19 protein-coding genes are annotated in these 24,660 nt (G+C 41.1%); 9 read left to right on the forward strand and 10 right to left on the reverse strand.

The features are described from left to right. Positions 1–65: 65 nt before the first annotated feature. Positions 66–203, forward strand: a complete 138-nt coding sequence (locus tag ACR1PO_RS03290) for a hypothetical protein (protein WP_433985822.1) — start codon at positions 66–68, stop codon at positions 201–203. 126 nt (positions 204–329) lie between these two features. Here the strand turns inward: ACR1PO_RS03290 and ACR1PO_RS03295 are convergent, their stop codons facing one another. Together ACR1PO_RS03295 and ACR1PO_RS03300 are read right to left on the reverse strand one after the other, a co-directional pair. Then, positions 330–968 (reverse strand): response regulator transcription factor, encoded by a 639-nt coding sequence (locus ACR1PO_RS03295; protein WP_433985823.1) that lies wholly within the window; start codon positions 966–968, stop codon positions 330–332. Beyond that, positions 961–3,924 (reverse strand): ATP-binding protein, encoded by a 2,964-nt coding sequence (locus ACR1PO_RS03300; protein WP_433985824.1) that lies wholly within the window; start codon positions 3,922–3,924, stop codon positions 961–963. The genes ACR1PO_RS03295 and ACR1PO_RS03300 overlap by 8 nt, the downstream gene beginning before the upstream one ends. A 377-nt stretch (positions 3,925–4,301) precedes the next feature. Between ACR1PO_RS03300 and ACR1PO_RS03305 the strand changes: the two genes are divergently transcribed. The 8 genes from ACR1PO_RS03305 to ACR1PO_RS03340 all read left to right on the forward strand — a co-directional run bounded on the left by ACR1PO_RS03305 (position 4,302) and on the right by ACR1PO_RS03340 (position 18,590). Next, positions 4,302–5,147, forward strand: a complete 846-nt coding sequence (locus ACR1PO_RS03305; protein ID WP_433985825.1) for a hypothetical protein — start codon at positions 4,302–4,304, stop codon at positions 5,145–5,147. 795 nt (positions 5,148–5,942) lie between these two features. Further along, on the forward strand, positions 5,943–6,908 hold the full coding sequence (locus tag ACR1PO_RS03310; protein WP_433985826.1) for a hypothetical protein: 966 nt from the start codon (positions 5,943–5,945) through the stop codon (positions 6,906–6,908). Positions 6,909–7,316: 408 nt separating this feature from the next. Beyond that, positions 7,317–7,538: a hypothetical protein gene (locus ACR1PO_RS03315; protein WP_433985827.1), complete on the forward strand. Its 222-nt coding sequence runs from the start codon at positions 7,317–7,319 to the stop codon at positions 7,536–7,538. A 325-nt stretch (positions 7,539–7,863) separates the two neighbouring features. Beyond that, on the forward strand, positions 7,864–12,312 hold the full coding sequence (locus ACR1PO_RS03320; protein ID WP_433985828.1) for a DUF8729 domain-containing protein: 4,449 nt from the start codon (positions 7,864–7,866) through the stop codon (positions 12,310–12,312). A gap of 593 nt (positions 12,313–12,905) precedes the next feature. Beyond that, entirely contained in the window at positions 12,906–13,604 is a 699-nt protein-coding gene (locus tag ACR1PO_RS03325; RefSeq protein ID WP_433985829.1) for a hypothetical protein, read from the forward strand. A gap of 751 nt (positions 13,605–14,355) precedes the next feature. Then, positions 14,356–16,587 (forward strand): reprolysin-like metallopeptidase, encoded by a 2,232-nt coding sequence (locus ACR1PO_RS03330; RefSeq protein WP_433985830.1) that lies wholly within the window; start codon positions 14,356–14,358, stop codon positions 16,585–16,587. 150 nt (positions 16,588–16,737) lie between these two features. Beyond that, positions 16,738–17,223 carry a hypothetical protein gene (locus ACR1PO_RS03335; protein ID WP_433985831.1) on the forward strand — a complete coding sequence of 162 codons (486 nt, stop codon included), beginning with the start codon at positions 16,738–16,740 and terminating at the stop codon, positions 17,221–17,223. 2 nt (positions 17,224–17,225) lie between these two features. Beyond that, positions 17,226–18,590 (forward strand): T9SS type A sorting domain-containing protein, encoded by a 1,365-nt coding sequence (locus ACR1PO_RS03340; protein WP_433985832.1) that lies wholly within the window; start codon positions 17,226–17,228, stop codon positions 18,588–18,590. A gap of 8 nt (positions 18,591–18,598) precedes the next feature. Here the strand turns inward: ACR1PO_RS03340 and ACR1PO_RS03345 are convergent, their stop codons facing one another. From ACR1PO_RS03345 to ACR1PO_RS03380, 8 genes are all read right to left on the reverse strand, one after another. After that, positions 18,599–18,811, reverse strand: a complete 213-nt coding sequence (locus ACR1PO_RS03345) for a hypothetical protein (RefSeq protein WP_433985833.1) — start codon at positions 18,809–18,811, stop codon at positions 18,599–18,601. Positions 18,812–18,871: 60 nt separating this feature from the next. Further along, positions 18,872–19,675: a helix-turn-helix domain-containing protein gene (locus tag ACR1PO_RS03350; protein ID WP_433985834.1), complete on the reverse strand. Its 804-nt coding sequence runs from the start codon at positions 19,673–19,675 to the stop codon at positions 18,872–18,874. Positions 19,676–19,760: 85 nt separating this feature from the next. Next, complete coding sequence (locus ACR1PO_RS03355; protein ID WP_433985835.1) at positions 19,761–20,804, reverse strand: SDR family oxidoreductase; 1,044 nt, start codon at positions 20,802–20,804, stop codon at positions 19,761–19,763. Between the two features lie 123 nt (positions 20,805–20,927). Beyond that, the gene (locus ACR1PO_RS03360; RefSeq protein ID WP_433985836.1) at positions 20,928–21,059 is read right to left on the reverse strand and encodes an SDR family NAD(P)-dependent oxidoreductase; all 132 of its coding nucleotides are present in this window, start codon (positions 21,057–21,059) and stop codon (positions 20,928–20,930) included. A gap of 236 nt (positions 21,060–21,295) precedes the next feature. Next, complete coding sequence (locus tag ACR1PO_RS03365) at positions 21,296–22,096, reverse strand: helix-turn-helix domain-containing protein (RefSeq protein ID WP_332387648.1); 801 nt, start codon at positions 22,094–22,096, stop codon at positions 21,296–21,298. A gap of 176 nt (positions 22,097–22,272) precedes the next feature. Beyond that, positions 22,273–23,250: an SDR family oxidoreductase gene (locus tag ACR1PO_RS03370; protein WP_433985837.1), complete on the reverse strand. Its 978-nt coding sequence runs from the start codon at positions 23,248–23,250 to the stop codon at positions 22,273–22,275. 314 nt (positions 23,251–23,564) lie between these two features. Next, positions 23,565–23,990 (reverse strand): hypothetical protein, encoded by a 426-nt coding sequence (locus tag ACR1PO_RS03375; RefSeq protein WP_433985838.1) that lies wholly within the window; start codon positions 23,988–23,990, stop codon positions 23,565–23,567. Positions 23,991–24,119: 129 nt separating this feature from the next. Continuing rightward, positions 24,120–24,638 carry a DUF2911 domain-containing protein gene (locus tag ACR1PO_RS03380; protein WP_433985839.1) on the reverse strand — a complete coding sequence of 173 codons (519 nt, stop codon included), beginning with the start codon at positions 24,636–24,638 and terminating at the stop codon, positions 24,120–24,122. Positions 24,639–24,660 lie beyond the last annotated feature (22 nt).

Genomic DNA, 24,660 nt, shown 5'->3' on the forward strand with positions numbered 1-24,660 from the left:
TCCATTCATAAGCATCCCGCTCAAAACAAAACAGAACCAGAGCTGTGGGATAAAATATGATATTGATGGATAATGATGGAGAAAAGCACACGTCTTTTAACGATAAAACTTTCCCTGAACAATATCCGGAAAGAGATTCGTCTGACAGAAGAATGCAATACGCTGAAACCGTTAACCAAACTACTTATAACAGGGTATTGTAACCTGAAATTTTACAAAAGAGGTTTTATATAAAGTTCCGGAGCCTCCTCCGGAAGTCCGGAAATCATACCGCTTACCGCGGTAGTCTCTACAGTACCTTCGTATACTGTATCTCCGGCCGGTGGTCTTTATTTAAATTTATGAGACCGGTTCTGTTCTCCTAACCTCACTAGGTCTATGGTATTTTTTATATTGAGCTTTTTAAAAACTCTTGTTTTATAAGTACTTATTGTAGACAAATGGAGGTTTAATTCATTGGATATTTCAATATTTCCATAGCCTTTCAGCAAAAGGTCAAATATTTCCTTCTCCCTTTCCGATAAAGAATCAAGAGGATGTGCCGGAACATCCTTCTTGGCATAGGCAACAATCCGGGTCATAATATCCGGTGAATAATATTTACCGGTCTGAAAAACTTGTTCTACCGCTTCTACAATATTACTTTCATCGGATAATTTGTTGATATAGCCATCTGCTCCTTCTATAATATATTGTGCGGCAATATCATCATCATATACGGAAAACACAAGAATTTTAAGCGAAGGCTGTATGGCTTTTATTTCACCGATCATCTTTAAATACTGGCTTTCCGGCATATTGATGTCTAAAATCAGCAGATTGAATTCTTCTGCATGCAGCTTGCTGACCAGCTCTGAATAGGATTCTGCATGAGCAATCCGGATCCCATTATAATGAGATTCCAGAATTAGGGTGGTACCTAATCTTACCACAAAGTGATCATCAGCGATGATAATTTTTTTATTCATATTTTGTTTTTTTTATAGTAACAGATACGATGGTTCCCCGGGGGCTATTGTTTTTAAATGTTATCCTGCCGTTGACCATCTGCAGCAGCTGAAGGATAAGGTGCAGCCCCAGACTGTATTTCTGCAGCATCAGTTTTTCATTTTCAATATTGTCCTGCACCTTCTGATAATACTTAATCTGTTCTGCCGTCATTCCTTTTCCTGTATCTATTATTTCCAGCTGCAGCCTAACGTCATCTTCGGCAACCTGTATTTCCACCACACCATCTACCGTATTTTTCACAGCATTGTCAATCAGATTATGAATAATCACTGCCATTACATTTTGATTGACTCTGGAAAAAGCAGGTCTGTTTATCTTGTTGACGATCACCGTCCCCTGCTCTCTTGCCGCTGTCTCAAACAATCCTTTTTTCAGCTCTACCATCTCATACAGATCATAACTGCCGGCTTCATCAGGGATATTGTAGATTTCGGCGTATTGCTTTAATGTTTTTACAAAATTATAAAATTCTACCGTCGACTTGTAAAAATTCTCAAAATACATTTTTTGCTCATCGCGGCCGCACTCCTCCATTTCATAGATTTTTTTTGCAGAGATAGATAAGAACTTGATCGGCGTTACGATATCGTGGCTTATGGTTTCCAGGAGTTTTTTCTGCTGGATGCTTTCTTTCCGCAGCAGTTCCCGCGTCTCCTCCAGTTTGGAAACGGTATCCTTGAGCTTGCGGGTTCTTTCCTGAATGATATTTTCCAGTTCCTTTTTTTTAAGCTCCTGCTTCCTGATCCTCCACTGTATCATGATGATGGTTAAAATCATCATAACCAGCAATACCCCCAGCTTAAAAGCCAGTGTCTGATAGAACAAATATTTTACATGAATATGGAGGGTCTTGTACAGATACCGGTCCGGTGATACCAGCACCCTCACAATCAGATCATAACTACCCGGTCCGAGATTGGTAATCGTGTATATACCCTCACTGTTCAGTTTTTCCCACCGGTCTGTATTGGAGTTTTTCAGCCGGGTTTCAATGATAAGATTAGAACGGTTGTCGTAATAAGGGACATCAATACTGAGCTCAGCTTTATAAAAATTATTCTCCAGATATACGGTGTTTCCGCTTCGATAGCTTTTAGGATCACTGAAAACCATCCGTTCCAGAAAAAAGTTGTGTGGATATATACTCTTTACTTCACGGGGATCAAAAAACACCATTCCTTTAATGGAAGGAAAAACAAACTTTCCGTTCTGCAGCACAGTGGCGCCCGGAGAGCAGCCTCCATTGAATTCATTGGTATTGAAACCATCTTCCTTACTGTATTTATAATAGTGAACCGGCTCGTTTTTATCTTTAGCGTACCGGAGGAGATTTTTTCTCAGAATTTTAAACAATCCGTTATCGGTACTGATCCAGAAAAAACCGTTCCGGTCTTCAAGGATCGAATTGGGATACAGCAGTCCTTCCTCTTCTCCCTGCGGCATCCTGACCAACCGGTTGTCTCTGTACAGGAAAAAGCCCTTTCCGCGGGTAAGGACCCAGATACTCCCATCGGAAGTTCTGACGATCTCCCTCACATTCAGGGATTCTGAGGATATTTTTTCAGTCTTTGCCGATGAACGCCCCACCAGGTACACGCCATCTCTGGTTCCTATAAGCCAGTGCGAACGGTCATATTCTTGTGCGCTGGTAATCGGATGCGGGGCTGAAAACTGTAAAAAAGGTTTTGTAAAACGGCCATCTTTATAAAAAACAACCTGGGAGCCCTGCTGCGGGTTGTAGAACACCACTGCATATTCATTTTGAAGCCTCCAGATAAAAGATACCGGTTTTTTAAAATACAGTTTTTCCTTTCTGGAATAATCTGTGCTTCGGAGATAGCGGACGATATGGTCATCCGTCTGCACGATGATATTTTTGTCTTCATCGTATAATGAAAAAAAACGGTTGGCATTCCTGAAATGATACTGTTTAAGCAATCCGTTTTCATTATATACCTCTCCGGAGGGCGTGATGACACGATCTGGCCCGAAGGGAAGCTGGGCATAAAAAATATTATCAATGTCTCTGTCAGATTTAGTAACCGTATAAAACCTGTTGAGCTGGATGATATTCAGTCCATTTGTCAGGGTTCCCACATACAGGCTGTTACCGGGCTCGTCCAGATAGATGGAGGTCAGCGGTGACCGGGACACGTCATACTCTGTAATTTTCCTAAGGATAAGCCGTTTATTTCCGGTTTCAATTTTGTATATCATTCCTTTGTTGATCACAAATGCCTGATCGTTGATCATGCTCCAGTAAATTTTACTGTCTTTCTCCAGCAGAACTTCCGGAACTTCCGGCAGGGTGATTTCCGCACCCTTGATCTGGTATATTTTTTTTAAAGACCGGGACAGCACAAAAAGGGTCTTCCCGAGGCAGAAAACATCGGACATCAAATGGTCGCGTAATCCTTTCAGTTTTGCGATCCTCTGGTTATTGTACAGGATGGTACCGTCCTTCCACAGGTAATAGGCATGTTGCTGATCAAAAGGAATACAAAAACGGGAAACGCCCGGAAACGGATTCTGATCATTTTTTACAATCACGGCATTCTTTGTGCGTTCGTTCAGGATTTCCCTCACTTTTCCCAATGGCTTACTGAGTACCCTGGCATTCCTTTTTGAGATCAGTACGGTATTTTCGTCAAATGCTGTGAGATTGTAAATACTGTCTTTGGCGATATCCCCCAGAAAAACGGTGAACCTGTTATTTTTGACCTGAAGACGGTTGAAAGTCACAAAATGACTTCCGTCATAACGTACGAGGCCGTTTTCAGTACTCAGCCATATAAAGCCATACCGGTCTCTGATGATATCCTTTACACTGTTCTGGGGAAGCCCGCTGTCTGTATCGTACCAGCGGGAGACAACATTCTGGCCATCGAAGAACTGTATGCAGAACAGCAGCATGAATATAAGCTTTTTGTACATCATCATGTCGGGGAGAAATTATAAGCGGAATGTTACTATTATAAAACTAAGAAAATTTATCCGATTAAAAACCATCTTACCTGTCGTTTTTAGACTACAAGATTTAAGTTTTAAAATTACAACCACTCCAATCTATTTTTACTTTTATTTTTTCAATTTTCACAATCTTTATAAGACATTTGCCTTTGAAAAACGACTACAACGAGTCCTGGGTACCGGGATTTTCTCCGCTCCTGCTCTTTCTCCTGAAACAGATTACAAAGAGTATATTCAGCGGGTGTTCAGGCTTCATAGCGGATAAAAAAAGAAGTTTTTTTAAGAATGTTCAAACAACGTATAATGTAAAGCAACTCAAGATGTCAGAATTAAAAACAAAGCGAACCCTGCTCCTCTTAACTTTGGGTTGGTATGGGCTTTTCAATGCTCAGGTAGCGATTAACAACACCAATCCCCAGGGTATTTTTCATGTGGACGGGGCCAAAGACAATCCCGCAACGGGAGCACCTACAGCAGGCCAGCAGGCCAATGACTTCGTGGTGAAGGCTGACGGCAAGGTTGGAATCGGAACCACCTCTCCCAGCACAAAGCTGGATATCAACAATGGTACGTCTCCCGGAGCCGTTAAAATTACGGACGGTACCCAGGGATTGGGTAAAGTGCTGACATCTGATACTGAAGGATATGCCAGATGGGCGTCTCCTTCAACCAGCTTTGCCAAGTTGGGTAACTTACCTAATACCTTTCTTTACGTCCCGACAATAGATGACCCTACTATTGCCAATGATCAGAGAATTGCTTATTCAGGAGGTTATATTAAACTAACCAAAGGAAAATATCAGATAAATTTTACCATGTGGTGTGCACCCAGTGGTCCCAATGCGATTCCAGGGAACACTAATTCTGGATTTGCAGCCGTCTTTTTCTCTACCTCCTCCACCACAAATACAGCACCTACATACCTTACACCCCTGAAATCCGTCATTATTCCCAGGCTTTACAATACAGGGTCAATAAGTCCAGATTATTACGGATCAGGCAATATAGCCGTTAATATTACATCGGATACCACGCTGTATCTGTGGGTGTACATGGATAGTGCTAACTGGAGCAATATTACGAACTCAACCATTCTGTTCAGGTTTGACTCAGGATACTACGGACCCTATGTTCAGCTGTATGCCGTCCCGTTTGAAACCCAGTAGTTCAAACGGGCAGGCTGTTTCACCTGAACAACAAAGGTCTTTCATCAACGCTAGCTTTTACTAGTTTTTAACTTACTTTCGTCTGTTGTAAATTACAACAGAGGCAAATTTTCTTTACATCTTTTTTCTCATAACATCCTGATTATGTAATGTTTGTAAAGAATACCTGAACCATAGTATGCTTTCCCTGATGTTCAGGATTCATTCTGTACAGGAAAAAGCCCTTTCCGCGGGTAAGGACCCCGGAGAGTTCCATTGGAAGTTCTCACGATCTCCCTGACATTCAGGGATTCTGAGGATATTTTTTCAGTCTTTGCCGGTAAAACGTTCCAGCAGATACACAGCATCTCTGACCCTATAAGCCAGTGCGAGTGATCATATTCTTGTATGCCGGTAATCAGGTGAGGGGCTGAAAACTGTAAACAACATTCTGGCCATCGAAGAACTGTATGCAGAACAGCAGCATGAATATAGGCATTTGTACATCATCATGTTGGGAAGAAATTATAAGCGGAATGTTACTATTATAAAACTAAGAAAATTAAAAAACAGCTTACCTGTCGTTTTTAAACTACAAGATTTAAGTTTTAAAATTACAATCTTGACAATCTCTTTTTACTTATATTTTTTCGGGATCTTCAGGTGTTCCCGCATCTTTGTCACAGCAATACGCTCTGACATTACAAAGAATTCCGACAGCGGTCTTTCAGATGGTTCTGTCTGTATAAGAGATTATTGAGTACAAAAAATATAAATAGTATGGTATCATCAAAAAATAAGGTAAAATCACTCCTTATGACCCTTAGTGTATGTGGGTTGTCAAACGCTCAGGTAGCAATTAACAACATTAATCCACAGGGCACTTTTCATGTAGACGGGGCGAAAGACAATCCTGCGACAGGAAGCCTAACAACAGCCCAGCAGGCAAATGATTTTGTGGTGAAAGCGGACGGCAAGGTCGGCATCGGAACCACAACCCCTCAAACGAAACTAGACATTGCGACATCAGCCAATTCTGTCGGGCTGCAGCATACGGACGGAACCATCAGGCTCCAGACTTTTCTGGGAAGAGGAACAACCAACGGGAATACTGATGCCGGGTGGCTGGGTACCTCTACCAATCATCCTCTGGACTTTATGACGAATAATGCTTTTCGGGTAAGGATTACTACCGGTGGAAATGTGGGAATAGGCACCACCGACCCTCAGGCCAGGTTACACATCAGTACGTCCACTGTAAAAGAGGGATTTCAGCTCCAGGACGGAAGCCAGGGAGCAGGTAAAATATTAACAAGCGATGCCCAGGGAAAAGCAAGCTGGAATGTGTTCCCCGCTATTACACAAACGGTCCTGGGAACCGCCAATACCGTTGAAAAACAGGTAGCAGCCAATACGCTGATCAATTCTACTTTAACCCTTCCCACAGGAAAATGGCTGGTCTATATCGGTCAGCTGGTAAAGGCCCAAGAAGTGGCAACTGCCGACAAAAATTTCTGGATGCGTATATCGCTGAGCAGCAGCAATACAAGCTACACTTCTTCAGGATTCTCATTTTTGGGAAGCAGCCTGGTATCCGGCTATACAACAATGTCCGGAGTGTATTCTTTTTTACAGGGGGTCATCCCCGTGCATATAACAGCGGCTAATACGACACTATATACATGGTTTACATTATGTGATACCGGAACTGCGGGTAAACCCTCTTCAGTGAGTATAGGAAACAATTCGGAAAATTATCTTTTTGCGGTTCCGATCAGTTAACAGATGAAGGGATCAACAAAGCGGTATCGGATGTTTTTCTTAAAAGAAAAGATCTGGCGCCACTCAAAAAGCTCAGAACTAAAAATCTGAACTATTTACTTCTACTGATCCATCGAAAAAAACTTCCAGCCAGAACTTTCTTATTTGTCACTTTTCGGCTACTTATATTTAGTTTTTAACAAATTACAACAACCTCTTTTTACCTATATTTTTTCGGGATCTTCAGGCGTTCCCGCATCTTTGTCACAGCAATACGGTCTGACATTACAAAGATTTGAGACAGCGGTCTTTCAGATGGTTCTGTCTTTATAAGAGATAGCGGACGGCAAAACCGGCATCGGTACCATCACCTCCACGGACAAGTTAGAGGTAGCCGGCGGCAATTAATGTCACAAATCTTTCAAGATTTTGGTTACATTCTTATCTGTCATCTTCATCAACATCTATTCAACGGCTTCAACATCATATGCAGGAATAATCTCAAGGAGTCCCGGAACAACACCAGAGATTGAAACACTCAATTTCATGAACGGAAGTTCTGTCATCAATATAACAGCAGCCACAGTAAGAATCTATTTATTAGTGAAAAACAGCCCTCCAATTATTGGTCATACAAGACCTGGGCTTTAGAAAATTATTTCTATGCCACCCCATTAATTAGTGATTTCAGTCTTGTAAATACAGTTTTACAACGCTCAGGTTTTTATGATCTGAGTGTTTTTTGTTTTGTGGTCCCTGTGCTAGAAAGAAGGTCTGTCTGAATTTCCTTCATACTATTTTTAACTACGTATCATTAGTTTTAAAACGACAACATCTACAACTTGTTTTTACATTCTTTTTTTTCATAAACAACTGGATTGCAGGAAATTTGTATTGAATACCTGAACAATTTTATATTTTTCTATAGGTTCAGGCTTCGTTCTGTACAAGTTCCTTTAACGAAAAACAAACCGTTATGAAAAATACGACTCATTTACTCTGCCTGTTTTGCCTGTTTTTTTTTCCTGCTTTACATGCTCAGGAAAAAAACACGTACTATCAGATAGGCATAACCACAGGAGTGTTTACACCCGAAATTTCTTCCGGTGAAAAATTTAAAAAAAAGAATACCGAAATTTTTGATCATACCTATTTCAGAATACTGCAGTTTTACAGTATCCCGGATGAAACGGTCAGGAAGGAATGGGAAAAGAAAGGCCTTACACTGACCGATTATCTGCCGGGTAATGCTTATTTTGCCATAATTAGCATTCATTTTGACTTGAATCAAATACAATCGCTGATCAGAGCGGTACTTCCGGTTGACAACAGGTTTAAACTGGAGGAATCTGTTTATTATAAAGGGATTCCGCCCCATGCTATGGAAGGAAGTCATGCCCGCCTGACCGTTACGTATTATAAGGGACTGGACGTTGACAAGATTTCCTCAGCCTTAGGAGAAAAGAAAATAAAAATAACGGCTTTGCATCAGGCGGTCCATCAGATCGATATTCAGATAGAGCCCCAACGGCTGAATGAGCTTGCGGCGATGCCGTTTGTTCAGTTTATCAGTGCTGTACCCGCAGAGCCGATTCCGGAAGCCTACGCTTATGATTACCGGAATGCCAACAACAGATCCAATTATTTAAACTCAGGATATAACGGACTGAATTATAACGGCTCCGGCATCACATTGGCGGTAGGAGAATCAGGCGCACTGATCAATGAGCCAGATGCTAAAGGAAGAGTGATCCTTGAACAGGTAAGCGGAGGGCCTTCCGGTCATAAAACAGTGGTGATGAGCTCAATGGCCGGTGCAGGGAACCTGGCTCCTTCCAACCGCAACCAGGCCTGGGGTTCCCATATTGTGAGCACCCACAGCAATACGGATTATGCGGGCTTATTTGATTCCCACCAGCTATTGTACACCAATCATTCTTTCGGCTATGGTGTAGACGGCGGTTATAATGCACTCTCCCGTACCCATGATCTATTACTGGGTACCTATCCTAAACATCTGGTAGCTTATTCTTCAGGTAATAAAGGAACCTCAACAGGCTATGCTCCCTATGAACTGCCCAATTGGGGTAATATTACCGGAGCCCCTAAGATGAGTAAGAACATGGTGACAGTAGGCGGACTGTCGGAGCTTGACATGAAAAATCCGTCCAGCAGCAACGGCCCTATGTATGACGGGCGTATTGCCCCTCAAATCGTGGTGGAAGGCGCTGAAGGTACTTCATATGCCTCACCCAAATTTGTAGGAATGCTGGGAATGCTGGCACAGGCTTATAAAGCGCAGCACGCAGATGAAGTGCCGGCTTCTTCTTTGCTGAGGGCCATTGTTTTTAATACGGCTGATGATATAGAAAACCCAGGACCCGACTTTAAAACGGGTTACGGGCGTATCAATACCCGCAGGGCATATGATCTGATGTCCCAAAACCAGTTTCTGACGTCCGATATTTCAAACCAGCAGACAAAACAGCATACCATTCCTGTGCCCCCCAACACCAGACAGGTAAGAGTCATGATCGTATGGCCGGATGTGGCAGCGGCTGTAAATGCCAACCCTGCTATTGTCAACGACCTAGACCTTGTTTTAAAGGATCCGCTTAATAATACGTACAACCCCTGGGTACTGGATACCAGCCTCCCTTCCAGTGAGGTGAAGCTTAATGCCCCCGCCGTGCGCGGAACAGACCATATCAATACGATAGAACAGGTGACGGTAGACAATCCCGCACCGGGCAGCTGGACTATAGAAGTTTCGGGGTTTAACATTCCCTCCGGTCCCCAGCCTTATTATATTGCGTATGAGTTTCTGAAAGATGAGGTAAAATTCATGTATCCGCTGCAGGGAGACCATATAAGCAGTACAGAAGAATACCAGTTGAAATGGGACAGTTTTGGGGCCCCGGGAACCTTTACCCTTGAGTACCAACTAAACAATGGGCCCTGGATGGTCATTATCGCAGGATATGATGCCTCCGAACGTAATTTCAGCTGGAAAGCACCCATGGTAAATGGTGTACAGCCCATTAAATTCCGGGTCAAAAGAGGAAACCTGATTTCTGAAAGCGGGATCAATTATATAGGACCCCTGGTTGAAAATTTCAGGGTTCAAAAAGTATGTAATGATCAGGTAACCCTCAGATGGAGCGTGGTGAATGGGGCAACCTCTTATAAGATCTATCGTTTAGGAGCCCGGTACATGGAAGAAGTTACTTCCGATATTACCTTTACCGGAAACACGGCAGTACTCACCGGGCAGAATATTACAGGCAAGGAATACTATACCATCAGCCCTCTGACCGGAACCTTAGAGGGGCGAAAGGTCTTAACCATTACCAAAGAAGCCGGTGATTTTCATTGCCAGGGAGTTCAATGGACGGGCACTGTTTCAACCGACTGGTTTAACATTGGGAATTGGGCGTCAGGCTCTTTACCAACGGCAAATACAGATATCATAATTCCTGCATCCGCTCCCTACCAGCCTATGATTGCCAATACAGGGGCCGTTTGTGCTAACCTTACCATTGACCAGGGAGCGAGCCTCAGTATGGATACTGCCTCCTCCTTTACTTTGTCTGTAGGGGGTGACTGGATCAACAACGGGACGTTTAACAGCGGAATTGGAACTGTTGTTTTTACCAACACAAATACCTATCAGGAAATTTCAGGAAATTCAAAAACAGATTTTTATACCCTGAAAGTGGCCAAAGGAAGTACAGATAATATTTTAGAAGCAACATCCCTGATCGGACTCACTGCAGCCAATAATCCGCTTGTTATATCCAGCGGAACATTTAAATTATCAAGTGCCTCTACGATCAGGCCTTTTACCACTGCCGGAGGAGCTTTTTTGAACAGTGTGGCAAAACTCTGGATTAATGGGGGAACCGTCAATTATGATAATATCAGCTGGTGGTATAACGCAGGAGAGTTCAAAATTTCCGGAGGAACGGTGAATATGGGTACGAATTCAAACGTCAGTATCAGCTACTATAATAACGGTACCTTCATCATTGAAGGCGGAACACTGAATATGAACGGAAGTCTTGCACCTTATAACGCAACCGCTTCCAGTATCTATTCACAATCCGGAGGCACAGTGAATCTGAAATCTACAATCTCGTATCCTTCTATTGACTTCAATCCCAATTCTTCATTCAGCATGAGTGGCGGTACGATCAGAATTACCAACAGATCGGGTCACCCTGAACACGATATGAGGATCATGTCTAATAAACGGGATATAACGGGTGGAACCATACAGATCGGTGATGATACCACTCCGGCCAATCAGGTGATCAGAATCAGGAGTGCGGTTCCATTGCATAATCTGGTCATCCATTCCCATAATACCCCCACAGCAAAAATTCTCAATGATCATTTTACAGTCAGGAATAATGTGAATATTAACGGAGGAAATCTTGATGCCAACGGATTCAATATCAATGTGGGCGGACACTGGAGCAATAACGGCAGTTTTACCGCCAATGCGGGAAAAGTGACATTGAATGGAAAAATCTCTCAAAACCTTGCTGGCAATATACCTACCACCTTCTATAATCTGGAACTCAGCAACAGCAACGGGATTCATCTGAATGGCTCTGTGAATGCAGTGATCCATAAAGAGCTCACCCTGACTTCGGGAGTGATCACTACGGGCAGCAATAGGGTGATCATAGGAACGGATGGCAGTGTGTCCCGTACATCAGGGCATGTCTTTGGCGAGCTGCAAAAAACCATCCCCGCGGGGGCCAATATACGTGTCAATTTTGAAACAGGAGACGCTGAAGCAGCAAATTACACACCGGTATTTCTGGAATTCAGTTCAGTGACCGCATCCGGTTCATTGACTGCAAATACCATAAATACAGACCATCCCTCTATTTCAGCCTCTGTTTTGAATCCTGCTCAATCCGTCAACAGGTACTGGATGCTGCGTAATTCCGGAATCTCATTTACCGGCTATAATGCCACTTTTAACTTTTTACCGGGAGACTTAGATCCTTCCACACAATGGAATACCCTGGCCGCCGGACAGTTCAATACGCCGGTATGGAACTATCCCACTGTAGGAGAAAAAACATCCAGCAGCATACAGGTATTGAATGTCAGTTCTTTTGGCGACTTTCAGTTCGCCGAAGGTTCTACATTTTTAAATGTCGGTGACACTGCCCATAAAAATGACGGTGTTATACTCTATCCTAATCCTGTAACGGATCTGCTCTATTTCAGTACCGTAAAAACTATTGAAAAAATAGAAATCTACACTGCAGCCGGAAATTGGATAACCTCTTTTAATCAACCACAAAGCAGCATCTCTTTAAAAGGACTTCCGGAAGCGGTCTATATACTGAAAATATATACGGATCATAACCAAGAAATGATCATCAAAAAAGTAATAAAAAAATAAGATGCTTATGACCGCAGCAGACCTGTTATGAAAATTGTAAATCTATCATACAACTGAACCTTTCACCCGGAAGCCTTACCGCTTCCGGGCTTTGTATAACAGCTGATGTAAAACCGCTTCACAGACAGAGATCATCCCGCTTTTCAGGACATCCGTATAAAGTAATTTTGGTATTACTCCAAAGCAATAACAGCGTTGGTATCGTTTTCAAACTATAATCACAACCATCTATTTTTACATTTTCAGTTCACCATAAACCAATGAATTACAACATCTTTGCATGAGGTCACGATATGACCTGGCCGTTCTAAAAAAATATAAACCCGCAACTTATGAAAAATTGGAATCCTAATTTTTGTACCATTCTTCTTCTGATCTTATTTCATAAGAAACTGAGAGAAAGGATCCTGTTTCCGGTGCTGGAAAAGATGATATAATAGAGACTGATTTCAATGAAAAGAGAAGCTTTCCCCGCATTACACCGTTAAACAGGTTCTGACAGAGCATTTTTATTGAAAAATGACCGGAAAAACAAAAGCATAAAAATACTTTCTTATAAAAAAGACAAAACAAAACTTTACTAAATATTTATTATGACAGGAAATAATGACAGGATACATGGCTTTAATATACAGTACCGCAGCAGCACAGGTCCCGCGCACCTGCATTCTTTTGATTGGGTGGGCAATTGCCCGACAGCATTTATTAAAAGAAAAGTACCTATTACTGGAAGCCAGATGCCTGCTCTTGATCACCAGGGACATATTGTCCCACAGATTATGCTTGACCTGATATTAAAGCCGCTGCTGGCTGAGATGGCACAGGACTGCTATAATCCTGACGATGTCAATACTTTTATCAACAAACAGGTGACTTTCCCATGGCTAAAACAGGTTTTTCATTACGGAAAAGCGATCGGTGCGCCCATGTTTGACTTTGAGGAAGAGGATCCCGGCGACAGGTTGGGAAATTTTTTTTCGATTGTAACATGGAATCCCGTTAATATCTGCCGGACCCCTGCGGATGAACCCAGAAGCGGCTATCCTCATGAAGCGATCGACCGGCAGGTGATCAATTACCTTGGTCATCATCAGGCGGCACAGGGAGTCAACCCAGAATGGCTTTTACGCCTGCAGAACCTTACAGGTAATCTTAGCCTTGCAAACCTCAACGCCTATATTGCAGCCTGCTGTCTTACCCTGCAAGGACAGCTGGAGCTGGGTACCGGCTATTATTCATTCCCCTGGCAGGATCATAATGGCATCCTTGTTCCGGAAAGAATGCAGATGTAATTCAAAAACAGGCTTTCGGCCTGTTTTTTATGATCAGACCATAATGACTGTCAACAGGACTGATCTGCCAGGAAGCTTCTGTCTTATTTAATCCTGATTCTGAAATATAAAACTACAGCGAAGACAATTTCGGATCTCAGGCTCCTGCCACACAAGTATATCGGGATGTATATTGATCTTTCCCGGGGGAAATGGATTGTCAATGCCTGTTTTCTCATTGTTACACTAAGCTTTGAGCGTTTTTTTATTACATCATGCACCATTTCTTTTTACAATATTTTTTTTCGTAAAACTATGGATTACAGGAAATTTGTACAGATAACTATTGCCTGCTCCTGTAACAAAAAACAGTGGTCATAAGCCGACAGACTGAAAAGAAAATCCTGCTTCATTCATTTTTATGAATGAAGATAAAAGGGAATTTTATGCCTGAAAAGGAAACTCTGTTCCCCTTAAAAGGTTCACCTAAAATAATCTGCATCTATGATTAAAAAATTTAAAATTGCAGCCCTCCTGTTTTTTCCGGTTTACAGCTTGATGCACAGGACTGAAGGAACGGCTGGCGGTTCAGATGATCCCGGCTGCCCGCCAAGGGTCTGATGAAAATTTTCTTACAACAATTTCTGCCCACAGAGATTAACTGGACTACAAGGATCTGAAAAAAGATTAACCCTTTCATTTTTTATCTGCCTAAACAAGGAAAAAATCAATTAAAAGAGCGTAAACGCAATATTTAAACTTAAAAGAATAAATGATGAATTATAAACAATTACTTTATGCTGTAATCTTTCTTTTCTCCGTTTCCATGGTAAAAGCACAGGATTTCTTTACACCGGTTCATGAAAGCACAATAAAGGCAAGCGCTGAAAAAAGAACCGTACGGTCGGAGAAATTTCTCACGTATACCCTGAATGTATCCAGTATGAAAGACTATCTCAGCTCAGTGCCCGAGCTGAAAGATCATGACCGGAAAGATCATGCTCCTATTATCATACTGCCTCTGCCCGACGGGACAAAGGCCCGATTCAGCATCTGGAAATCATCGGTCATGGCACCGGAGCTTGCCGGCCGGTTTCCCCACATCATCACTTTAACCGGACAGGGAGTTGATGACCGCTACGCCACTTTGAAAATAGATTTTACAGAAATGGGGTTTCATGCACAGGTACAATCGGTGGTCACCGGCAGCCTCTATATCGATCCCTATACCAAAAATGACGTCCAAAATTATATTATTTACAGGAAAAATGACTTAACGAGTACAGCCAGAGGAATCTGCGGGTCTGAAGACAAGCATTTTAATGTGGTACGTCAAAATCAGCAAAAAACAGTTTCTCCGGGTGTGGGCACGCAAATCAGGGTTTTCAGGATAGCTGTAGCCTGCACCGGGGAATATGCCGAGGCAGCCACAGGCTCTGCTTCTCCCTCAGTGGCACAAACCTTTTCAACAATTGTAACAACAGTAAACAGAGTCAATGGAATCTACGAACAGGAATCCGCCGTAAGACTGGTGCTGGTCCCCAATGAAACCAGCATTATCTTTACGGATCCTGATACTGATCCTTTTACCGGTAATGATGATGGGAATATCTTAATTGACGAAAGCCAGACCACGATTGATGCCATTATAGGCACAGCCCATTATGATATAGGTCATACTTTCAGTACCGGAGGCAGCGGGCTGGCTGCCGCAGGAGTATGTGAAGACGGCTACAAAGCCATGGGGATCACAGGCTCAGACAATCCTGTAGGGGATCCTTATGACATTGATTATGTTGCTCATGAAATTGGCCACCAGTTTAATGCACCTCATACTTTTAATGTATTAACAGAAGGCTGTTATGGAAATCGTGAAGCGGACCATGCTGTAGAACCCGGAAGCGGAGTTACCATTCTGGGATATGCAGGGCTCTGCGGAAACACCAATGATCTGGCTGCCAACAGCATTCCGGTGTTTCATACCCGCTCTTTTCAGACGATCACCGGAACGGTTCAGTCCACAACATGTCAGGTAACCATTCCTACAGCCAATTCAGTTCCTGTAGTGAATGCCGGAGGAGATTATACCATTCCTAAAAGCACCCCGTTCAAATTAACGGGATCCGCTTCAGATGCAGACCAGAGCGTCCTTACCTACTGTTGGGAACAGAACGATACCGGGCCCGCCGGAGACTGGAACACTCCTTCAGGAAATGCTCCTTTGTTCAGGTCATTTATTCCGTCTACTGTACCCTACAGGTATTTTCCCCAAATTACCGATGTTATCGGCAACACCGTCTCTAAAGGAGAAATCCTGCCGTCCTACGGAAGAACAATGGAATTCAGGCTGACGGTAAGGGATCATAATGCGGGCTGCGGAGGAGTTGCCAACGATGATGTTATGATTACGGTAGATGAAAATTCAGGTCCATTTACAGTAACAGCACCTTCCGGCCCTGTAATGTGGACGGGCCATTCCACCCAGACGATCACCTGGGATGTAGCCAATACGACAGCTGCTCCCGTAAACTGTGCCAAAGTAGATATTTTTCTTTCCACAGACGGCGGACTTACCTATCCTATCTCCCTTTCCACATCTACTCCCAATGACGGTTCAGAAACCGTTACCATTCCGGACCTCTACACGACAAAGGCCAGGATTATGGTTGCGGGAGAGGGAAACGTTTTTTATAACATCAACCCGGTTAATTTTACCATTACCCCTCTCCTGTCTGTAGCCGAAACATCCCTGCCTGAAAATAAAGTAAAAATATACCCTAATCCGGGGAAACAAGTTCTGAATATCAGCCTCAGCAACCCTCATGAAGCATTTGATATCACCGTATATGACGCCAGCGGAAGGCTGATCTTCAGTAAAAAGAATAACAGACCGGATCATCATAAAGCATCTGTCTTTAACCTGGCTCATCTGGCCCAGGGAATATACATGCTGAGTATCCGGTCTGAGAGTATGGATCAGACTCTGAAATGGATGAAAGAATAAACCGGTAAGCAGTCGAAAAATCTTCTCAGTCAGAATCAGAGGGTATTAATCATTCTCAGCATGAAAGTCCATTTTTTATCATCAGAATGTTCATGCTGAAAATCTAAAGATGAAATTTATACAATATGCAGGAAGTATTAAAAAAGTATCATGAAAAACACAATTATTATGCTGGCAGCTGTACTCTTACCATTTTACAGCGTTGAAAAAGAAAAGACACTACCTTCATGGAGCAATGACAAAACCGTTATTGCTGCACAGAAAAAAGAGCAGATCCTTTACCTGTTCTTTACGATAGAAAAGAAGGTATCAGAAAAAATCACTCTTAAGCAAAGTAAAATAGCAGAAGGCCGTATCAGGACGTTTTTGGGGTTCGATGAAGCAAGGGTTCAGGAGGGCGATTTTGTAGTTACATTAACCGGAGCAGATGGAAAAGAAATTGTAAAACAGGCTGTACAAGATCCTTTACACCCTGTGATGGAAGTATATGACATCAAAGAAATAAAAAGGTTTAAGGCTTCCCTTCAGCGTGCAGAATTCAGCTTACGGTTTCCTTATTCTGAAAATGTCCGGTATGTAAAGATCGAAAAAAAGAAAGGCCAGGATAAAAAATTACTGTTTACCCAAAAATTATAATTATGAAAACAATAATAGCATTTCTATTCATAAGCATACATTGCTTTTCGCAGACCTTTGAGGTAGTGCCCCTCTCAGGGGCAGGATCGGATAAGCGGATTAAAATTGCCATTTTAGGAGACGGATTTACCGCTGCAGAGCAAGACGATTTTATGACCTCTGCCCGGTCTTTGCTTGATACGCTTTTTAGCAGAAGTCCTTTTTCCGAATATAAAAATTATTTCAGCGCCTATGGTATCAAGGTCATCTCTGCAGAATCCGGAGTCAAGCATCCCGGCACAGCCAGTGGAGAAACCGTAACAACCCCATGGGAACCTATTACAAATCCTGATAATTACCTGGGATCTACTTTTGACACGTATGACATTCACCGCTGTATGTACAGCTATAATTCGAACAAAATTGAACAGGTTTTGCTGGCCAATATCCCGGACTATGACATTCCGCTTATCATTGGTAATTCAACCGTTTACGGAGGATGTGGAGGATGGTTTGCCACAGCCTCCAGAAGCCCTTCTTCGGGAAAAATTGCTACCCATGAACTGGGCCATACTTTTGGAAAGCTGGAGGATGAGTACTGGACGATAACGGGGGAAAGCATCAACAAAACACAGAACTCTGACCCCGCCACCATAAAATGGAAAAACTGGATAGGAATACAGGGGATAGGCATCTACCCTTTTACGGAAGACCCCACCTGGTTCAGACCTCATGAGAATTGCCATATGAGGTCTCTTTACTATCCGTTCTGCTCTGTCTGTAAGGAAGGAATTATTGAAAAAATTCATACGCTGCTATCCCCTGTAGATTCCTATACCCCGTCCAACACCTCATCTCTGGACGCAACATCACCGGTTACCTTTACCGTTAACGAAATTCTTCCTGTTCCCAATACCCTGGTGAATTCCTGGAAACTTAACAATATTACACTGCCTTCCACCGGAAATACCCTTACGCTGAATCCTTCACAACTTAACGCTGCAAATAATACCCTGATATTTTCGGTAACGGATGGTACTTCTCTTGTGAATGTTGACGGTCATAATACGCTGCACGTTACCAATATTATATGGTCCCTGAATACGTCTACCCTGCATAGTATGGAAATCACCGCAGAAGAAAAAAGATACGAGCTCTATCCCAATCCTACGGAAGGAATATTCTACATTAAAGGCAGGCAAAATTTCAAAAAAGACGTAAAAGTTGAGGTTTATGATACATCCGGTAAACTGATGAATGCTCAGTTTATGCAAAAAGACCCTTTAACATTAACGGTTAATATCAGGAATCTTCCTGCAGGAATGTATGTGATTAATGTAAAAGAAAATAAAGAATTAATGATCTCTCAAAAAATGATTAAAGAATAAACAAGTTTCTATTTTATTAAAATCAGATAATAAATTAAGACATTTTTACGATGCACTTCTTCCATTTCTTTATTTGATAAAAATGAGCTTTCCAATTCTTGTTTAATCTGGCTCAACAGAACCAAATCAAAATCATCGATAAAAGCGCCTGAAGATACGCTCGTTAAGGCCACAAGACGGGGATGAAGATTTTTCAAATTTTGATCCCCTTTCTTTTTCAAATTTCTGAAAAATCCTTAATCACATTGTGGTAAAAAGTCCGGATAAATGTTTTAAAAAGGTCAGCGGTTGCTCTTATTCTTTTCGTTTAAATGAGTTGGCGGATGTCCGAACAATTTTTTAAATGCAAAAGAGAAATGGGAAAAATTCTCAAAACCAAGATCGAGATAGATCTCAGAAGGCTTTTTGCCTTTTTTGTCGATAAGATAATACGCTTCTTCCAATCGTTTCTGTACAAGCCATTGCCTTGGAGTGGCATGAAATATTTTTTCAAAGTCACGTTTGAAGGCAGAGAGGCTCCTTCCCGTCAGATAGGCAAACCGCTCTATGCTCACATTGAACGTGTAATTGCGGTTCATAAACTCCTCAAGATCTATTTTTTCGGGACTGGCAAAATCAAAAAAAACGTTGGCAAGTTCAGGATTTACCTTAAGGAGTACCAGCAGCAGTTCGGTCCGCTTGACATCTAAAAACTGTTCTTCCATAATTCCATCTTCATTAAAATAAGGAATTATCGAATCCATAAAATTTTTAACCAGCTTATCTTTAACCAACGGGATGATGGCACCTGCTGCTTTGGTATCTTCAGCAGTAAACTTGTACAAATCCTTAAAATTCTTTAGAAAATCCTGCCCGAATAAAATGAATATCTTTTTGAAAGGCTGATCTTCCGGCTGTTTGATATATTTAGCCAGGTGATTTCTTCTGCCTATACCGTAATCTCCGGAATGGATTTTATATTCCTTATGTCCATCATAAACAAGCATTGTGCCCGAGACCAGATACATAAAGCAATGGTCAGGGATAAACTGCTCCGTACCGGGTGAAGGACTCATATAACAGGAAGCAATACTTGATTCTTTCATATTATAAATGTAATAATTATTGCTTTGCCAGTTGCTGCATTAAAATAAGATTTTTGACATGCATGCCAGCTGGCATTTATATTTTTTATTTTTTTATCAGACCCAGCTCTAACATAGAATTTGCTGTAGCCATTACCGCTTCTTCACTAGAGCGGGGCGACCACTTTAGTAACTGCTTCGCTTTATCCCCACTCGTCTCTGCATATTTACCCAGCAGTGTAGCCAGCATCCGTAATGATGGATTGAATATCGCTGCTGTTCTGACGATCCAGTCAGGCATCTCCCTAGTAGGAACTTTCGCTGCCACATCGCCTAGATTTCTCTTCAATATGTTAGCAATATCCAGCATTGACAGCGCTTTACCCGTGGTAGCCAGAAACCTCTCACCACCGGCATCCGGATGGATCATAGCGAGGAGATGCAGATCAGCAACGTCACGTACATCCACGTGGCAGCAATATACTTTTGGACATGCTCTGATCTCTCCTTCCAGCATTTTCTTCACTATCTGATTGGAATGGGAATAATCTGTACCCAGAACCGGCCCCATTACTGCCACAGGATTAACTGTTGAAAGTTCAAGACCACCTCCTTCATTACTGATAAACTCCCACGCCGTTTTTTCTGCAATTGTTTTTGATTTCTGATAAGGATGAAGATTGGCCTTAAGATTCGACCAGTCTTTTTCAGTATAAGGTGTTCTACGATTTATATTTCCCATTCCTACTGCTCCGTAAGCTGATGTCAGCACCACCCTCTTTACACGGGCTGCCCTCGCAGCTCTCAAAACCCTTAACACGCCTTCTTTTGCAGGGACGATCATTTCATCTTCATGTTTATAGTTAACAATAGGGGTTGGAGATGCTATATGAAGAACATAGGTGCACCCCTGCGCAGCCTTATCCCAATTGTTATCTTTTGAAAGGTCTGCCTCAATAAAGGAGAGGTCCTCAAATGAACTTATGCCTCCTTTTCTCAGCATATCCTTCACCTCATCCTGCCTGTTAAGAGAACGCAGCGTTGTTCTGACCTTGTACCCTTGCTCAAGTAATTTTATGATACAATGAACAGCGATGAAACCGGAGCCGCCCGTTACAAGGACTGCTGTTTTACTATTTAAATCTGTCATTTCTTTGGATTTATACTGCAAAGATCGCCTGAAAAAGCAATAGCATGTTTTGTTGGAAAGTCCAAGTTTATTGTGTTAGGAAGTCCAACTTAATATCATCAATTGCTTATACCCTCTTATTGTTTACATAAAATCCTGCAGTGCAGAAGTATTTCTTGCTGTTGCCGCCACTTTATCTCCTCTTTCCAAAAGGGCTTCTGCCCATAATTTTCCGAATCCTTTTGACGCTCCCGTGATAAAAACTATTTTATTCATTGTTTTAATTTTTTAGTGTTGTGTAATGAAGCAAAGTTATCATCAAACCAAAGGAACAGATAGTCCATTTTAGCTGAAAAATAGCACAGAAATACGTTAAAATATTTTCTGATTAATTAAAATGGCAGTTTGGCTTTAAAATCAGACTGTTTATCTTTAATTAATTATCAAAAAAGCTTTCAGAATATTTTTCTGAAAGCTTTTTAAAATATTGAAATAAGAACTATCGATTTTAATTAATGAACAATTGTTTTCTTGCCTATATTTTTCGGGCTGTCTCCAAATTGCTTTTTAAAAGCAAACGAAAAATGCGAAAGGTCTTCAAAACCAAGTTCAAAATAAATCTCATTGGGTTTTTTATGCTCGTGCTCCAAAAGATAACGAGCTTCCTGAAGTCTGCGATGAGTGAGCCATTTCCCAGGCGGAGTACCAAAAATAGTCTTGAATTCTCTTTTAAAGGTAGATAAACTTCGTCCTGAAAGATATGCAAAGCGCTCGAGACTGATATTAAATTTATAATTACTATTCATAAACAATTCCAAATCAGCTTTATGCGGACTATTAAAATTGAAAAAAATATCTTTTAAGCTTGAATGATTTTTTAGCAAAATCATCAGCAATTCTTCACGTTTAACATCTACAAAAGTCTCTTCAATTTGTTCTTTTCCATTATAATAGGGTTCTAATGAATCGATATAACTTTTAATAAACTTATCTTCTTTTACAAACAAAAAAGAATCATTATTGTCGGTAACTTCGACCTGATAAGAATGTCGCTCCAAAAATTTCTTTAAAAAAGCCTCATCAAAAGCAATAATGACCTTTTCAAACTGCCCGTCTTCTTTATGTTTTGTATATCGTACGAAATGATTTTTTCTGGCAATACAATAATCGCCTTGTTTCATCGAGTAATATTTGTAACCGTCGTAAGCTACCATAGAACCTTTCAGTAAAAACAAAAAGAAATGCTCCGGAATAAATTGCTCTGGAGAAATTTCCGGACCCAAATGACAAGATTGTATATTATTAAATTTCATCTTATTTATTTTATTGGAATTACTCAGCGCTGATTTATTCCTTTCCTTTACATCGGTTTTATCTAAAAAAACTTAAATCAGTCAAAAGTGATTCACCTTTTTTTTCAGAAAAGACAAAGCAATACTTAGATAAATCCCATAACAAGTTTAGGAAATGAGTATCATCCCAAACAAAATTAAAAATTTTCATTCAGACTATCTGCGCTTGCCAAAAGTGCTTCTTCACGGCTTCTTGGATTCCAATGGAGAATAGTTCTCGCTTTATTATTAGATATCTCCTTGTAGAATTCTCTGCCAATGGGTTCAAGGTTTTTGATTGTTGATGTATATTGAGGTCTCTCTTTTTTGAATAACTCGGCAACATCATAAAAGCTCATTACACCTTCCGAAGTGGCAATAAAACGTTCTCCATCAGCCTGAGGATGAAGCATTGCTTTTATATGAATATCAGCAACATCTCTTACATCTACAACACCCATTGTAAAAGTTGGTGTGTACTCTAAATTTCCTTTAAGAATTCCAGAAACAGCAACATCTAGTGAAGCAGAAGTAATGCCTCCAATGACAGGACCAAAAATTCCAACAGGATTGATAACCGATAGTTCCAAACCATTTCCTTGTTTTTCGATAAATTCCCAGGCCGATTGTTCGGCAATCGTTTTGGATTTGATGTAGGCAGGAAGTTCTGCATTCGGATCTGTCCAGTCTTCTTCCGTAAAAATATGGTTTTCATTATTGATACTGTAACCAACAGCTGCAAAAGATGATGTGAGTACCACCCTTTTCACTCCTGCATCACGAGACGCTTTCAGTACACGAAGTGCGCCGTCTCTTGCCGGTATAATAAGTTCGTTTTCATCTTTCGGATCCTGAGCAGGAAAAGGCGATGCTACGTGAAGCACATAATCACAGTTTTTAACCGCTTCATCCCAATTTTTATCTTCGGTAAGATCTGCTTCGTAGAAAGAAAGATTAGAAAAATCTTCGATTCCGCCTTGTTGTAATGCCTTAATGATTACATCCTTTTTAGATAATGATCGAAGCGTAGTTTTCACATTAAAATCCTGATATAATAACTGTAAAATGATATGAATTCCTAAAAATCCAGTTCCTCCTGTTACCAAAACGGTTTTGTTTGCCTGTATATTTTCCATTATTAAAATTTATTAAGCAAAGTTGAGAATTAATCGCAGTGATTATTTTGTTTAAAAGGTCAATTTTTATTTGTTCAAAAGGTCAGTTTTCTAACTTTAGGATTTTGTAATACTATCAAAATTAAACTTTAGCAAGAACATTGTTGCTTAAAGGAAGCCTCCGAAAATACATCCGGAGGCTTCCTTTAAAACTAAATATTTATATTAAAACACTTCTTAAACAGCCTGTGCCAAAGGAAAATCAATAGGAATCTGAGTATCGGCAAACACATAATTGGTAAAGCTTCTTAACGCTACCAAAGCAGTCAGTTCAATCAAAGCTTTCTCGTTGTAACAGTCTCTTCTTCCTCCGCAGTCATAAACAACGCATCATTGATCTCGTAACTGAAATATTTATACTGATGGATTTTGGCAGCAACCGGATTTTGTTTGATGAGATCAGGATGGAAAACAAATGCATAACCGTCCCAGAAAGTCAGGCTATCCCAGGAAACGACCTGTCCCGGTTCGCTAAAAAGCATGAGACCGTTTTCTGTATAATATTTATTGTTTCCGTAATTAATATCTCCGGTGAAATTCTTCTTTAATGATATCTTGAAAAGATTAACCTGAATTTCTTTGCTCGTTTTTGGGAAATTGGGGATTGCCTGTCTGCAGACTCTGCTGTCCATCAATGGATGCAGAGGAGCTGTGAGATTGAGATATTTATTATAGCCGGCTAAATCGCTGAAAGTTTTCATAGAAGCAAAATTGCGAAATTGGTCTTAAATTTTCGTTTGATTGTTTCCATATTTTTTTGGTGCCGATGATCGAAGTTTCAAATAAAAAATCCCGGATTAACCGGGATTTTTATTCCTTATATTCAAATTTTATTTTATCTCTACAGGAACTGAGATTTTATCCCAGTCCATTGTAAATCCATTACTGTTTATTTTATAGACTAAAGTTTCCTGGGTTGCCGGTAAAGCTTTCGTTTTTACATCAACACGTAAAGCGTCTTTAGCCTGTTCGTATTTATAAGCTCCCCATTGTTTTGGTTCTTTGTTAAAAATTGCTGTCCAGGTTCCGCTTTGTTTAGGGATTAAGAAAAAACTGTATTTACCGGCAGGCAGTTTTTTACCCTGAACGGTAATATCTTTATCTGTTTCGAAAGTAGTTGCTTCATTGGCTCCCGCACGCCAAACTTTATCATAAGCTTCCAGACCTCCCCAGATGGTACGTCCTTTTACAGAAGGGCTGCTATAGGCGATTGTAATAGTTGCATCATTAATTTTTCCCGTAGCTGTAGCCGGCGGGCTGGCAGGCTTTTTAGTGTCCTGTGCAAAGGCATTTACTGAAAGTGTCATGGTAGCAAAAAGTACAGTTGCAGATTTAAGAATCGTTTTCATAATATTTTATTTGTTTGTTTTT

This window comes from Chryseobacterium amylolyticum, assembly GCF_051011775.1.
Lineage (GTDB): Bacteria > Bacteroidota > Bacteroidia > Flavobacteriales > Weeksellaceae > Chryseobacterium.

Bases quoted from the DNA above. Each gene is read 5' to 3' on its own strand.
- ACR1PO_RS03340 (WP_433985832.1), top strand. From the start codon at position 17,226: ATGAAAACAATAATAGCATTTCTATTCATAAGCATACATTGCTTTTCG.
- ACR1PO_RS03355 (WP_433985835.1), bottom strand. From the start codon at position 20,804: ATGACAGATTTAAATAGTAAAACAGCAGTCCTTGTAACGGGCGGCTCC.
- ACR1PO_RS03370 (WP_433985837.1), bottom strand. From the start codon at position 23,250: ATGGAAAATATACAGGCAAACAAAACCGTTTTGGTAACAGGAGGAACT.
- ACR1PO_RS03380 (WP_433985839.1), bottom strand. From the start codon at position 24,638: ATGAAAACGATTCTTAAATCTGCAACTGTACTTTTTGCTACCATGACA.
- ACR1PO_RS03360 (WP_433985836.1), bottom strand. From the start codon at position 21,059: ATGAATAAAATAGTTTTTATCACGGGAGCGTCAAAAGGATTCGGAAAA.
- ACR1PO_RS03300 (WP_433985824.1), bottom strand. From the start codon at position 3,924: ATGCTGCTGTTCTGCATACAGTTCTTCGATGGCCAGAATGTTGTCTCC.
- ACR1PO_RS03290 (WP_433985822.1), top strand. From the start codon at position 66: ATGGATAATGATGGAGAAAAGCACACGTCTTTTAACGATAAAACTTTC.
- ACR1PO_RS03325 (WP_433985829.1), top strand. From the start codon at position 12,906: ATGACAGGAAATAATGACAGGATACATGGCTTTAATATACAGTACCGC.
- ACR1PO_RS03310 (WP_433985826.1), top strand. From the start codon at position 5,943: ATGACCCTTAGTGTATGTGGGTTGTCAAACGCTCAGGTAGCAATTAAC.
- ACR1PO_RS03335 (WP_433985831.1), top strand. From the start codon at position 16,738: ATGAAAAACACAATTATTATGCTGGCAGCTGTACTCTTACCATTTTAC.
- ACR1PO_RS03320 (WP_433985828.1), top strand. From the start codon at position 7,864: ATGAAAAATACGACTCATTTACTCTGCCTGTTTTGCCTGTTTTTTTTT.
- ACR1PO_RS03350 (WP_433985834.1), bottom strand. From the start codon at position 19,675: ATGAAAGAATCAAGTATTGCTTCCTGTTATATGAGTCCTTCACCCGGT.
- ACR1PO_RS03330 (WP_433985830.1), top strand. From the start codon at position 14,356: ATGATGAATTATAAACAATTACTTTATGCTGTAATCTTTCTTTTCTCC.
- ACR1PO_RS03305 (WP_433985825.1), top strand. From the start codon at position 4,302: ATGTCAGAATTAAAAACAAAGCGAACCCTGCTCCTCTTAACTTTGGGT.
- ACR1PO_RS03295 (WP_433985823.1), bottom strand. From the start codon at position 968: ATGAATAAAAAAATTATCATCGCTGATGATCACTTTGTGGTAAGATTA.
- ACR1PO_RS03365 (WP_332387648.1), bottom strand. From the start codon at position 22,096: ATGAAATTTAATAATATACAATCTTGTCATTTGGGTCCGGAAATTTCT.
- ACR1PO_RS03375 (WP_433985838.1), bottom strand. From the start codon at position 23,990: ATGAAAACTTTCAGCGATTTAGCCGGCTATAATAAATATCTCAATCTC.